The sequence below is a fragment of the Prochlorococcus marinus CUG1415 genome, assembly GCF_017696015.1.
In the GTDB taxonomy this organism is placed as follows: Bacteria; Cyanobacteriota; Cyanobacteriia; order PCC-6307; family Cyanobiaceae; genus Prochlorococcus_A; species Prochlorococcus_A marinus_AE.
In genome coordinates, this window is the sequence record NZ_JAAORL010000002.1 from 25,744 (window position 1) to 38,167 (window position 12,424).

Consider the following 12,424-nt stretch of genomic DNA (forward strand, 5'->3'; position numbering starts at 1 on the left):
CCATTAGTTACTAGATCACTATAGATGGAAAGCGAGAAATCTAACAAAATTAAAGTGGTTTTATTATCTAGTATCGCTGAAGATCTAGGATGGAATGAAAAATTTCTTAAAATTGAAGGCTCTCAAATGAAGGTTTTTTCTGTATGGAAGTTAATTAATTCTAAATTACCTCAAGATAATATTATCGTTTCTATAAATCAAGAAATTACAGATATGGATGCGAAGATTAATCCGGATGATGAGGTGGCATTTATGCCAATGTTTACTGGTGGATAATTTAAGAATACAATTTAAAATCCTAGAAGAAACTTTTAATCCTTATAAAGAATTCGAACTTTGGGAGAATGTCAATAAAAATTCAGCAAACTCACTTTTTATTGGAAGAGTAAGACCCTTTGATCAATTTGGAAATAATTTAAAGAAACTAGAAATTGTTCATTATAAAGGAATGACCGAAAATTATATTAAAAGATATTTAGTGAACATTGCTGAAAAACAGGATGATTTATCTATTTTTCTCTTACACAGGATAGGTTTCATTTACCCTAATGAACCTATTATTTTAATAGCAGTAAGTGCTAATCATAGAGGCATTGCAAATAAATATCTCCAGGAAATACTTGAATTTACAAAATATAAAGTTCCTTTTTGGAAAAAAGAATGGACTTTTAAAGGATCCTCATGGGTAAAAAAGAATACTGACTTAGGGTTTGAATTATAAAAAATTATTTTTTAAAAGTTGTGCCCATAATGAATCTCCTTTCTGACAAAAATCAATTTCAGAGGGTATTTCTATTAATAAATCTGAATTAGATATTGAACTAATCTTTGATGAGGATTGTTCTTCAGAAATATCTGCAATCAATTCACCTTCTTCATTAACAATAAGTTTTCCTCTAAGTAATTCTGGTCTCCCTTTTCTTCTTTTCAAATCAGAATTCAGCTTAACCTTAATCCTAAGAGGGAATTCAATATTAGTAATGCCTTCAAGTTTCTGAAGCGCGGGCCACACAAGTTGGATAAACGTAATAGCTGCTGAAACGGGATTCCCCGGTAATCCAAAATAAGGAATTTTTTTATTTATCAATCCAAAAGCAAAGGGTTTTCCTGGCTTTAAAAATAGTTTCCAAAATTTAATTTCTCCTATCTCATTAATAATATCTTTTAAAAAATCTTTTTTACCCACTGATATCCCACCAACTGAAATAACCACATCATTAAATTCAGAAATATTTCTAAGAGAATTTTTAATATTTTGATAATTATCTTTTTCTATATGAATTTCATTAATTTCAAATCCAATATTATTTGCGATTGATTTTATCAAAATACTATTACTTTCCCATATTTCTCCTTTCTTTCTTGCAGTTCCTGATTTGATAAGTTCATCTCCAGTAATTAGTAAACCTAATTTAGAAATTTTACTAACTTTTATAGTTTTTATCCCACAACTTGCTAATTTACTTAAAATCCCTGGTGTAATCTTTACCCCTTTCTTGATTAATATTTCACCTTTAAATACTTGATCATTTTTTTCTCTAATCCAAGAGTTATTAGATGATTTTTCTTTTATAACAATATACTCATTTCCGTTTAAAAGTTCTAAAGAAACTTGTTCTTGAGGTATCACAGAGAAACAATTATCTGGCACAAACGAACCTGTGCTAATCATTACAGCTTCACCTTTTTTAAGAAGGTCATTAAATGGCTTCCCGGGAAAAGACTCTCCGACAATTTTCCATTTATTTCCTTTTGTAGTTGATTCTCCTAAAGCATATCCATCCATAACTGATGATCTATAACCTGGTATATCTTCCTCAGATAAGATTTCCTCCATAGAAACTTTTCCAAGTGCTTCGTCTAAATTGATCTCTTCCTTATGTAAAATATTATTTTTCACTATTAAAGTATCTATCTCTTCCAAGATTTTTTTAATAGCATCATTTAAATAAAGACCCTGATTATTGATATCAATTCCCATTATTGTGAGTACTTAACTTCTTTTTAATATTCCATTTTTACCACCTTTTTTTTCTAAAAGGCGAATATTGTCAATTGTTATAAAAGGATCTAAAGCTTTAAGCATGTCATATAGAGTAAGAAGACCAATTGAAACTGATGTAAGAGCCTCCATCTCAACACCTGTTTTAGAATGAGATTTGCAAAAAGCAATAATTTTAATTGCTTTCACTGACTCACAAATTTCAAAATCAATTGTGATTTTATTTAATGATAAATTATGACAGAGAGGAATAAGGTCTGAGGTTTTTTTTGCACCATTTATTGCAGAAAATCTAGCAGCTGCAAAAATATCACCTTTTTTAATTTTTTCATTTTTTATTTTTTCTAATATTTCTTTGTTTAAATTAATGTATCCTTCTGCTAAAGCCTCTCTTTTAGTTTCTACTTTATCTGAAATATCAACTATGCTCATTTCTCCCCTTTCATTAATATGAGTTAAAGATTTATCCATTTACATTTAGCAATTTATTCAATAATACAAAAAATAAAATTTTTAATAAAGCTAATATCAATTTTTTATACTTAGCATTAATTTATTAATAAAATATCAATTTAATTTTGGTCAACAGTCAATCAAATCATTATTTTAATTTCGAGGATGATTTTATTAAAGACTTAAGATGCATACCTTTGTGTGTAAGAAGGAAACTTGATTTAATTGGAATAAAATTGAAACTTACTCATTGGCAAGATTTTAATTTAATTGAAAAAAATAAGATAGTAGATTGGCCAGATTCAAAAAACGATCTTTTTGATTTAAAAACTTTTTTGAAAGAAATTACATCCAATTCAAAATATGGAGAAGCAAAAGAAATAGAAATTTCAATTAATCAACCTTGGCAAAATAAAAATAAAGTTCCTGACCAAGTTCTAAAATCGGCACTAGCAAGGGGAATTAATATTTCTGTTGAAAAATGGAGCAATTTAAACGAACTAGATAGATTTGCTTTTTGCAAATTAGTTAGACCCAGTCATGAACACAACAATTTGGATAGAGCATTTGATGAGATTCTAAAATAAGATTCTTGCCTAGTTTGGAACAATTATTACTGCACATGCTTTTAATTCTGGTTGTTTTGATATCGGGCATGACTTCTCATGCATCAAAGAGTTTACTTCACACATATTTTTTTGACTAAAACCCCAATGCATTGGTAAAAAAACTGTACCTGCTTTAATTTTGTCAGTAATCTGAACTTTTGCTTGAACTTCCCCTCTTTTGGATTTAATTTTTACTATTTCATCATTTTTGATTTTTAAAGATAAAGCATCTTTAGAATTAATTTCCAATAACGGTTCTGGATTCTTTTTTGTAAGTTTTTGAACTTTAGAAGTTCTTGTCATTGTATGCCATTGACTTAGATATCTTCCAATTGTCAAAATTAGTGGGTACTCATCTGAAGGGGGTTCAGCCAACCCTATAGGATCATCAATACAAAAATTTGCTTTGCCAGTCTCAGTTGGGAAATGACCATCTTCATATAATCTTTTTGAAGATGTACTAGGTACGCTGCCTTTAGGATAAGGCCATTGTTGAGGACCATGATTTTTTAATAATTGATATGATAATCCGCTCATATCACATAATCTTTTTGTAGTCGTTTTTAAAAATTCATCATAAACATCCGATGAAGATTCATATTCAAATTGTTTTAAATAGCCTATCTTCTGTCCTAATTCAGCAAATATTTGCCAATCTGGTTTTGAATTTTTATTCGATTCTCTGAAAGATGGGCAAAGGGTTACTCTTCTTTCTGAATTTGTCATAACACCATCTTTTTCGCTCCATTGAGCCGCCGGCAAAACTAGATGAGCATATTTAATTGATTCACTTTGTTCATATGATTCGTTGAGGATAATTAAAGGACATTTTGAAAGTGCTTTTTTTACAAAGTTTAAATTAGGCATGCTAACCAAAGGGTTCGTAGCTGCAATCCACCAAATTTTCACAGATCCTTTTTTTATAGCTTCTATTTGTTCAAATGCAGATAGACCCTGTTTTGCAGATATCTTTCCCTCAGGGAACCCCCATATTTTTTCAATTTCATTCCTGTCTATTTTATTTTTTACAAACCTATATCCTGGAAGAAGGTGAGATAGTCCTCCAGCTTCTCTCCCACCCATAGCGTTTGGTTGGCCAGTTAAGGAAAAAGGACCAGAACCTTCTTTGCCTATTTGGCCGGTCATTAGATGAAGATTTATTAGCCCATTTACGGCTGCTGTACCCTCTTGCCTTTGATTCAAACCCATCGACCAGAGACTTAAAACATTTTTGCTTTCTCCCCATAATTTTGCAATATCAAAAATTGTCTGCTCAGATATATTGCAAATTTCACTTATTTTTTTTAAATCCCATTTTTGTATATGTTTTACAAAATGAAAATAGCTTTCGGTCGACTTATTAATGAAATTTTGATCAGTTAATTGATTCTTATAAAGATAATTCGCAATCCCAATAAATAAAAAAAGATCTGTTCCAGAAGAAATTTGTAAGTAAAAATCTGCTATGGATGAAGTTTCAGTTTCTCTTGGATCGATTACTATTACTTTTAAATTATCATTTACGTTTCTTTTACGTTTTTTAATTCGATCAAAAAGAACCGGATGACATTCTGCAGTATTTGTCCCTATTAACAAAATTAAAGAGCAATGATCAATATCTTCATAACAACAAGGTGGGCCATCAGAGCCAAAACTTCTGTTATATCCAGCTACTGCTGAGCTCATACATAGTCTTGAATTAGCATCAAAATTATTTGTGCCTATTGCTCCTTTGAGAAGCTTTTGGGCTACGTAATAATCTTCAGTATGAAATTGACCTGAGCCATACATAGCTATTGAATCAGGTCCATAATTTTTTATAGAACTCAAAATATTCTCTTTCAGAATTTCGTATGATTCGTCCCAGGAAATTTGTTTAAATTCTTCATTTAAATTTTCCCTATAAAGTGGTTCTTTTAATCTCCCGTCTTTTAAAGTCTCACATACTGTTGCTCCTTTTACGCACAATTTACCTTGAGTTGAAGGACTATCCCTATCTCCACTTACTAACCATTTATCATCAGAAACCAAACTTTTAGGCCTCATTTTTAACCCACAGCCAACACCGCAATATGGGCATTGACTTTTAGTAAAATTCATAAAATTTCTTTTATCAATATCTACATGGATGTTGGTTAAACATAATTTTCAGCTTTTTCCCCTTCATAAGCATCTGCGAATGATCCTTGAGGTTCTTTTAAAAAGAAATAACAGAAGAATCCAACTATTAATCCTGCTATACCCAAAACTTGGAAGAAAGCACTATTGGAAGCAGCAATTATTTCTGGCGAAGGATCTTTACCTCCTCCCATCCATAAAGGTAAAAGGCTATAAATATTTAGATAAGTTACCGCACCAACATTTCCATAAGCCCCAACCAATCCAGCTATTTGTCCTGTCACTCTCTTTTTAACTAAAGGAACTAAAGCAAAAGTTGAACCTTCTCCTGATTGAACGAAAAATGAACAGAGCATAGTTAAAAATACAGCCATAAGAATTCCTGCTGATCCTGTAAAAGTTCCAGGTTTTATTAAAGACATCAATAGATATCCAAAACCTAATCCCATTGTCAGGAATCCCATTGTATTTTTTCTATTACCTGTTCTGTCAGATATTAATCCTCCTGCAGGTCTAGCTATTAAATTCACAAATGCATAACATGATGCCAAAATTCCAGCTACAGCTTTAGGTAAATCAAAAGTAAATTCAAAGAAACTAGGAAGCATAGAAACTACTGCCAATTCAGAACCAAAATTTACTATGTAAGTTAATTCCAAAATAGCTACTTGTTTGAATTCATATCTATCTTCTTTAGGGTAAATTTTAGTTCCTTTCAACAATTCAATATTTGTCCTTACAATTCCCCAAGTCTGAAAAACAAACCAAGCCAATACTGCAAGCAAAGCTATTGGATAAGTAGAAGAAGTTAGAAAACCTACCTTCTGAAGTCTCCAACATAGTACTGAAAGAATTGCTGCGAATGGAATATTCATTCCAATTAAACCCCAGAAATCTCTTATACTTGTTACTTCTAAACCAGCTGTTTTTGCAGGCCTTTGGTAGGGTTTTCCTGGAGGTGTGTCAGTCACACTAAAGAAATAAATAATTCCATAAACAAAAGAAATAATTCCTGTAAGCGCAATAGCTCCTCTCCAATTCAGTACAGCTCCAGTTGGCAACTCAAAACCTCCTGAAAAAGACAAGAATCCAGCAACGGCAACAAGAGAAAGTGCAGAAAAAGCAGATCCAAAATTTCCCCATCCTCCATATATTCCCTCAGCTAATCCAATTTCTTTGGGAGGGAACCATTCAGATACCATTCTTATTCCAATAACAAATCCTGCGCCAACTATTGATAAAAGCAATCTCGCAATTACAAGTTGATTGAAGTCTTGCGCACTAGCAAATAATAAACATGGGACTACAGAAAATATCAAGATTGTTGAGTAGGTTTTTCTTGGACCAAATTTATCCAATAACATTCCAATCAAAACTCTTGCAGGAATAGTTAAAGCAACATTACATATTGCTACTGTCCTAATTTGAGCGACAGATAAACCTAAATCGGCTTTAACAGTAGTTGCAAGAGGTGCGAGATTAAACCAAACAACAAAAGTAAGGAAAAAGGCAAACCAGGTGAGGTGAAGAGTTCTATATTTGCCATTCAAAGACCAAACATCACTTAACATAAAAATTTTTCAAAATTAATTTTTAAGCAATTTATATTTCCATCAGTGCACACATTTGTATTATTTAATACGAAATTTGGGAAAAAATAAATTCAAATTTATTAAAAGGCTAAAATTCTATTGTCAGTGCTAAGAAAAGTTCAAAATTGGGAATAATTAGCAATCTAATTATTGGTATTATTCGATACATAAAATACTCGTGGGAAAATATTACCTAAGTTATGGAAATTAAACATAAAAAATTTAAGGCATTCATCTTGGCTGGTGGCAAGAGTACAAGAATGGGGTTTGATAAAGCACTAATTAAACATCATGAAGGCGGAAATTGGCTTACTCATAAAATAAAAATATTAAATACCCTTAATTTGGAAACTTTTGTAATGACGAATCATAATTCTCATTCAAAAGAAGTTGATAAAATAAATAATGTTGGCTTTATTTCAGATGCCAAACCCTTTGATGGCCCCTTAACTTGTATAGAACAAATTTTTTCATCTTTTAAAAAAACCACTAAAAATATCCTGATTATCCCAATCGATATGCCTAATTTGAATACAAAATTAATTTATTCACTTATTCAATCATGGGAAAAAAATCAAAATTCTGCGGTAATATCCCATGATGGAATTTTTGTACAACCATTATTCGGTATTTATCCCATCAATGAAGAAAATCATTTTAAATTAAAAAAAAAGTTATCCTCTGGAAAGAAAAACTTTCTTGGATGGGTTGATCAAATTCCCCATAAATATTTCTATGCAAACAATGGAGATTTAATTAATATAAATTCGAAGAGAGAATTTTTAAATATGAATAATGGGACTTAAGCAATTGGAGGATAATAGAAAAAGAAAGTTAAAAGTTTTAAGGTTATCTCTTAAACAAAATTGCAATTTTTCATGCATTTACTGTAAGCCAGAAAATTATAGTTTAGATGTATTAAATATTGAACAATTTAAAAAGTTAATTTTGGTCAGTTGTCGATTAGGGGTAAATTCTATAAGAATTACTGGAGGTGAACCTTTATTAAGTTCTCAATTAGATGAACTGCTTCATGAAATTAAATTGCAAAGGTTAGAAGAATCAAATCCAATAGCAAATTTACAGGATATTTCTCTAACTACAAATGGATATTTGCTCTCTAAGAAAAAAGCTATTGAGCTTTTTAAAAATGGTTTAGACCGGATAACAGTAAGTTTAGATGCAATTGAACCTGATATTTTTTCAAACATGATTGGAGAGGAAAATAAAATTATTGGTAAAGAAAAATTATTTACTGTCCTTGAAGGAATAGATCATGCAATTAATGCTGGATTTAATCCAAAGGAGGGGAAATTAAAAATAAATGCAGTCATTAAAAAAGAGATAAATGATAATCAAATTTTTGAATTAGTTGATTTTGCAAAAAAAAGGTCTATAGAAATTCGTTTTATTGAATATATGGACGTAGGCACATCTAATAATTGGAAGCCATCAGATGTTTTTTTCTCTGAAAAAATTATTAGTTTATTAAAGAAGAAATATCGATTAAAAGACTACGGAAGAAAGGAAGGGCAAACAGCCAATAGATGGTACATCAGTGATTCAAAAAGTTTTATAAGTACAATCTCTTCAGTAAGTAATCCTTTTTGTTCAGATTGTAATAGGTTGAGGATAACTAGCGATGGTTATGCTTACACGTGTCTTTTTTCTAGTGAAGGTATCAATCTAAACCCATGGTTATCTCTACCAATTAATCTCCATGAACTGGAAAATAAAATCAAGAGCATTTGGGAAGCGAGAGAAGATAACTATAGTGAAGATAGATTTAAAAAATTAGAAAAAACAACTAACAAAAATCAAAAAATGCATCCATCTATGTCATATCTTGGGGGATAAAAAATTTATTAAGTATAAATAACTACATCATATATTCTTAATTCGAGGGAAATTGATTTTAGTTTATATCTCGCAATGCGTTTAGCGATTTTACTTGGTTTTATTTTTGGGTTAACTCACGGGGTTGTTGTTTCTGAAAGTTATTCTGCTAACAACTATGAAAATAATCAATTATTTTTTACTGAACAAAATTCAAATATATTTTCTTCACTTTAAAATTAAGTTTCTTATTTTTTAATAAGTTTTTGTATAGTAATGAACAACTTATAAATTAAATTGTACTTATAGTTAATATGTAGCGTAGACTACAAAAACGTTCATCTCGTTTTGCGAGCCGCATTAAGATTGAAGCCAAGGAACGGGGACTTCGGTCAAAAAATGAAATTTAGTCACATAACTATTATGTCTAATAACGTATCTACCTCAGTAAGGAGTAACAATACTACTGCTATATTTGCAGGTTTTCTTGGAGCATTTGTTGTTGGTTCTCTTGGAGTACAACTTGTAAGAACCCATAAGCCTTCTTTACAATCTCAAACGTTAAAAGTTCCAGCTGTTATCGCTCATCAATCAACTTTATGGTCAGCTTTAGGAGAAATAGATACTCCTATTGTTAAAAATAAAGTTTCTACTAAAATCAAAAGTCATGGTGTTGCCCCAGTTATAGGATCAGAAGCAACTCTTTGGTCACCTCTGGGAGGAAATTAATTTTAATTAAACCGAATTATTAAAAAAAAGGGGCTTAGCCCCTTTTTTAATGACATTAGATTTTTTAAATTGAATATTTCCTTTAATTTTTTCCTCGAGCTCCATCTATAATTCCGCTTTTCAAGAAGGGCAACCATGCTTGCTTCGTGGAGGTAGTGGAAGGGGGTTGGCGGAGGTTTCTTCGTAAACATTGCCGATTAAGGTTGATCACGCCCTTATATATAAGGGAACGAAAAGTCACTCGCTGCAATCCGATTGATCATAATATAGTCCAATATTGCCTGTATTCAACATTTAATTGCACACATATCCTCCAACTTCCGTAGAAGTTTTTGTTAATTTCCATAAATATCTACGGAATTTTCTACGGATTTTTGAGACTCACTTTTTGGTATTGCTGAGATCTATTGCTATAACTATCGGGGTGTAGGGATTTGAACCCTAGACCTAGTGCTCCCAAAGCACTTAACAGCTCTAGTGCAGCACTAGGTTTTCAAGCTATAACTATTTTTTTGCTTAGTTCTGCGTGGGTTGTCCTGATAATTTAAGCAACATTTGTCCACTATTTGTCCACACTTAGATAAATGCAAAAGGTTCTATTAATTAGTTTTTAATCCTGGTATTGAATTAATTTTTATTTCGTGCAATGCCCTCGCAACATTAGCAATTCTGCTATTGTCACCTGGTTCAACTACAGGAATTATTTGAGATATTGCGTCTAATGCATCATTTAGCGCTGTAGGGAGAATTGTTTCGGCCATAGCAAGATCACTAGAATTTAGTAACGCATTAATTGCATTATTAAGGTTTGTTCCAGCTGTGCTTGGTTCTGTGATGAATTGCCCGTTGATTGTTAAGGCTAAAGAAGCTAATCCAGAATTGGCAATTGATGATTCAATATTTTGGGCAACTATTGGAGAAACAGTTAAAACTACTCCACTTGAATTACCTATACCTTTTGATTCAACTATTTGATTTGCTGATTCATTTGTTTGCACTATTACTTTGCTTTCTGAAACTGATAAAGACAATGCAGGTGACAAATTATTTGAGGTAGCAGGGTTTAATCCTATGGATAAACTTATGGAATCAATATTATTGAAATTTACAAGTGAACTGCTATTAGCTAAGCCAATAGGTGTACTTGTTATTAAGGAAGCCCCCTCCGTTGTAAAAGCACTTGAAATACTTAGTTCTAATCCAATAGAGTTAGTGACAATCGTTGTCGTTCCTGGGACAAAACTTATTTCAAATGAATTACCTCCAAGATAGTTACTTATTTCTGAATTAGGTGAAAAGGAAGGCATTCCTCCCCATGAAAAAACGCTTGAATTGGTTGCCGCAGAAGATAATGCAGCATCACAGTCAGTTGAATTTGAAGTCTTACCTGAAGAGGAGCTACAAGAATCCGAATTAGATGACTTCTTCCCAGTTGTGCTTGATTTGCCTGAATCTCCACCACCCTTCTCACTCTTGCCTGCGAAACAATTTTGTTGAGTAAAAAACAGGAAAAAAACAAAGATGAATAGAAATCTTTTTAGTTTTTTGATGATAATTTTATTCATAATTAATTTTAAAACCTGAATGAATAACCTGTATTTATATTGAACTGAGCACCATTAGTTGAGTTATTAGTAATATCAGATAAACCTATAGAAAAATTTAAAGGGAAATCAAAAGGACTTAGACCGATACCTGCATTTAATGCATTCCCATTCCAACTCGAAGCAATAGAGACTCTTGGTAATATCTGTACGCCATAACCTCCAAATAAATTTGGATCATTTCTATTATCGTCAATTGCCCTATTTGATCTGTGTGACCCAGTCCCTACCCCAAGGGTTAATAAAGAGGGGAATTTATTATTAGTGTCTGGTCTTAATTCAAACTCTTTACTAATAACTCCATAAATAGTGTCTTTTTTAGTGGCTTCTCCCCACTTAATTGGGTTTGTCCATGCAATCGCGGCATGCGTATTAAATAAAGAAGGCAATGCTTTATGAAATTTTAAACCGGCAGTTCCATCTGCTCCAAAACCACTCTCACCATTTTGAGATAATAAACTGATAATTCCAACAGATATTTCTCCTCCTATTGATTCATTTGGATTTCCAAATCCAAACCCAAAATTCATTGATCCATCAGCAACCTTATTATTATCTTGATTATGCCAAGTAAACAAACCTTCATCATAATCAGCTGTATAAGCAACTGATACGAATACATCCTTCCAAGACGAACCCATTGCACTTGGAATGCCAAAGCTCAATCCAGGAGAAGGTTCTGTTTCTTTAGGTTTTTCATCTTGAACACTTTTTATTATCGGGGCAATTAATAATTTACTACTATCTTTTTCGTTATTATTTACTATCTTCACTTCAGTGATTTGTAATTTAGTGTTTTTTGCCTCATCAATAAGTTCATCAAGTTGAATATCATTAGATAGAGAAGAGTCTGCTAATTTATTTTTTTCTTCGATTTGTAATTTAGTGTTTTTTGCCTCATCAATAAGTTCATCAAGTTGAATATCATTAGATAGCGAAGAGTCTGCTAATTTATTTTTTTCTTCTTTGGGTGTAATTTTATTTGTCTTTGTAAACTTAGCACCATTCCAACAATAATATGTGCTTTTCGTTTCAATATATTGAAGGCAGCTAAGGTTTATTGATTTGTTTTTTGATTGATTGGACTTTATTGAATTAGCATAAACTGAATTGGATGAAACAGAACATATAAACAAAAATAGAATTATTTGAAATTCTTTATTACAGAATAATTTGAGTATTGAGTTATTACTATTCACAAAACTAATTAACTCACGTTTATAAAGAACTAAATATATTGAATATTTTATGTTTATTGGAAAATATTGTCCACTATCTGTCCACTTTGGGCGTGGACAAATATTTCCAATAAAAAAGCGAGTCTGGGTAACTCGCTAGTATGACTTGGTTTTGATTGAGTCGGGGCGACAGGATTCGAACCTGCGACCTAGTGCTCCCAAAGCACCCGCAAGAATAAGATTATAACTGAGACTCAAAGCTATATCAACACTTTTAAGGTCTAAAGTGTGGACTAATTCGGAC

At 31.6% G+C, this 12,424-nt stretch carries 13 protein-coding genes; 7 read left to right on the forward strand and 6 right to left on the reverse strand.

Annotation, left to right across the window (positions count from 1 at the left end; genetic code table 11):
• Positions 1 to 24: 24 nt before the first annotated feature.
• Positions 25 to 276, forward strand: a complete 252-nt coding sequence (locus HA143_RS06270; protein ID WP_209084610.1) for a MoaD/ThiS family protein — start codon at positions 25 to 27, stop codon at positions 274 to 276.
• Complete coding sequence (locus HA143_RS06275; RefSeq protein ID WP_209084612.1) at positions 236 to 721, forward strand: molybdenum cofactor biosynthesis protein MoaE; 486 nt, start codon at positions 236 to 238, stop codon at positions 719 to 721. Before HA143_RS06270 ends, HA143_RS06275 begins: the two co-directional genes overlap by 41 nt.
• On the opposite strand, the gene HA143_RS06280 is transcribed toward HA143_RS06275, so the two are convergent.
• Positions 716 to 1,981: a molybdopterin molybdotransferase MoeA gene (locus tag HA143_RS06280; protein ID WP_209084614.1), complete on the reverse strand. Its 1,266-nt coding sequence runs from the start codon at positions 1,979 to 1,981 to the stop codon at positions 716 to 718. The genes HA143_RS06275 and HA143_RS06280 overlap by 6 nt on opposite strands.
• Positions 1,982 to 1,993: 12 nt before the next feature.
• Positions 1,994 to 2,473, reverse strand: coding sequence for a cyclic pyranopterin monophosphate synthase MoaC (moaC, locus tag HA143_RS06285; protein ID WP_209084616.1), 480 nt, complete (start codon positions 2,471 to 2,473; stop codon positions 1,994 to 1,996).
• A gap of 107 nt (positions 2,474 to 2,580) precedes the next feature.
• Between moaC and HA143_RS06290 the strand changes: the two genes are divergently transcribed.
• Entirely contained in the window at positions 2,581 to 3,042 is a 462-nt protein-coding gene (locus HA143_RS06290) for a nitrate reductase associated protein (protein WP_209084618.1), read from the forward strand.
• A gap of 9 nt (positions 3,043 to 3,051) precedes the next feature.
• Here the strand turns inward: HA143_RS06290 and HA143_RS06295 are convergent, their stop codons facing one another.
• Entirely contained in the window at positions 3,052 to 5,163 is a 2,112-nt protein-coding gene (locus HA143_RS06295) for a molybdopterin oxidoreductase family protein (RefSeq protein WP_209084620.1), read from the reverse strand.
• A gap of 35 nt (positions 5,164 to 5,198) precedes the next feature.
• Positions 5,199 to 6,752 carry a NarK family nitrate/nitrite MFS transporter gene (locus tag HA143_RS06300; RefSeq protein WP_209084622.1) on the reverse strand — a complete coding sequence of 518 codons (1,554 nt, stop codon included), beginning with the start codon at positions 6,750 to 6,752 and terminating at the stop codon, positions 5,199 to 5,201.
• A gap of 221 nt (positions 6,753 to 6,973) precedes the next feature.
• Between HA143_RS06300 and HA143_RS06305 the strand changes: the two genes are divergently transcribed.
• The 4 genes from HA143_RS06305 to HA143_RS06320 all read left to right on the forward strand — a co-directional run bounded on the left by HA143_RS06305 (position 6,974) and on the right by HA143_RS06320 (position 9,338).
• Entirely contained in the window at positions 6,974 to 7,579 is a 606-nt protein-coding gene (locus HA143_RS06305; protein WP_209084630.1) for a molybdenum cofactor guanylyltransferase, read from the forward strand.
• A complete protein-coding gene (locus HA143_RS06310; RefSeq protein WP_209084680.1) occupies positions 7,569 to 8,630 on the forward strand; it encodes a GTP 3',8-cyclase MoaA in 1,062 nt (353 codons plus the stop codon). Before HA143_RS06305 ends, HA143_RS06310 begins: the two co-directional genes overlap by 11 nt.
• A 75-nt stretch (positions 8,631 to 8,705) precedes the next feature.
• On the forward strand, positions 8,706 to 8,846 hold the full coding sequence (locus HA143_RS06315; RefSeq protein WP_209084682.1) for a hypothetical protein: 141 nt from the start codon (positions 8,706 to 8,708) through the stop codon (positions 8,844 to 8,846).
• Between the two features lie 186 nt (positions 8,847 to 9,032).
• Positions 9,033 to 9,338, forward strand: coding sequence for a hypothetical protein (locus HA143_RS06320; protein WP_042850607.1), 306 nt, complete (start codon positions 9,033 to 9,035; stop codon positions 9,336 to 9,338).
• A 599-nt stretch (positions 9,339 to 9,937) separates the two neighbouring features.
• Here the strand turns inward: HA143_RS06320 and HA143_RS06325 are convergent.
• Both HA143_RS06325 and HA143_RS06330 read right to left on the reverse strand, forming a co-directional pair.
• Positions 9,938 to 10,903: a hypothetical protein gene (locus HA143_RS06325; RefSeq protein WP_209084685.1), complete on the reverse strand. Its 966-nt coding sequence runs from the start codon at positions 10,901 to 10,903 to the stop codon at positions 9,938 to 9,940.
• Positions 10,904 to 10,911: 8 nt separating this feature from the next.
• Complete coding sequence (locus tag HA143_RS06330; protein ID WP_209084687.1) at positions 10,912 to 12,141, reverse strand: hypothetical protein; 1,230 nt, start codon at positions 12,139 to 12,141, stop codon at positions 10,912 to 10,914.
• Positions 12,142 to 12,424 lie beyond the last annotated feature (283 nt).

Excerpts from the sequence above, each read along its gene's own strand:
- HA143_RS06315 (WP_209084682.1), top strand. The coding sequence starts at position 8,706 with ATGCGTTTAGCGATTTTACTTGGTTTTATTTTTGGGTTAACTCACGGG.
- HA143_RS06275 (WP_209084612.1), top strand. The coding sequence starts at position 236 with ATGATGAGGTGGCATTTATGCCAATGTTTACTGGTGGATAATTTAAGA.
- HA143_RS06310 (WP_209084680.1), top strand. The coding sequence starts at position 7,569 with ATGGGACTTAAGCAATTGGAGGATAATAGAAAAAGAAAGTTAAAAGTT.
- HA143_RS06320 (WP_042850607.1), top strand. The coding sequence starts at position 9,033 with ATGTCTAATAACGTATCTACCTCAGTAAGGAGTAACAATACTACTGCT.
- HA143_RS06305 (WP_209084630.1), top strand. The coding sequence starts at position 6,974 with ATGGAAATTAAACATAAAAAATTTAAGGCATTCATCTTGGCTGGTGGC.
- HA143_RS06300 (WP_209084622.1), bottom strand. The coding sequence starts at position 6,752 with ATGTTAAGTGATGTTTGGTCTTTGAATGGCAAATATAGAACTCTTCAC.
- HA143_RS06295 (WP_209084620.1), bottom strand. The coding sequence starts at position 5,163 with ATGAATTTTACTAAAAGTCAATGCCCATATTGCGGTGTTGGCTGTGGG.
- HA143_RS06270 (WP_209084610.1), top strand. The coding sequence starts at position 25 with ATGGAAAGCGAGAAATCTAACAAAATTAAAGTGGTTTTATTATCTAGT.
- moaC (WP_209084616.1), bottom strand. The coding sequence starts at position 2,473 with ATGGATAAATCTTTAACTCATATTAATGAAAGGGGAGAAATGAGCATA.
- HA143_RS06325 (WP_209084685.1), bottom strand. The coding sequence starts at position 10,903 with ATGAATAAAATTATCATCAAAAAACTAAAAAGATTTCTATTCATCTTT.
- HA143_RS06280 (WP_209084614.1), bottom strand. The coding sequence starts at position 1,981 with ATGGGAATTGATATCAATAATCAGGGTCTTTATTTAAATGATGCTATT.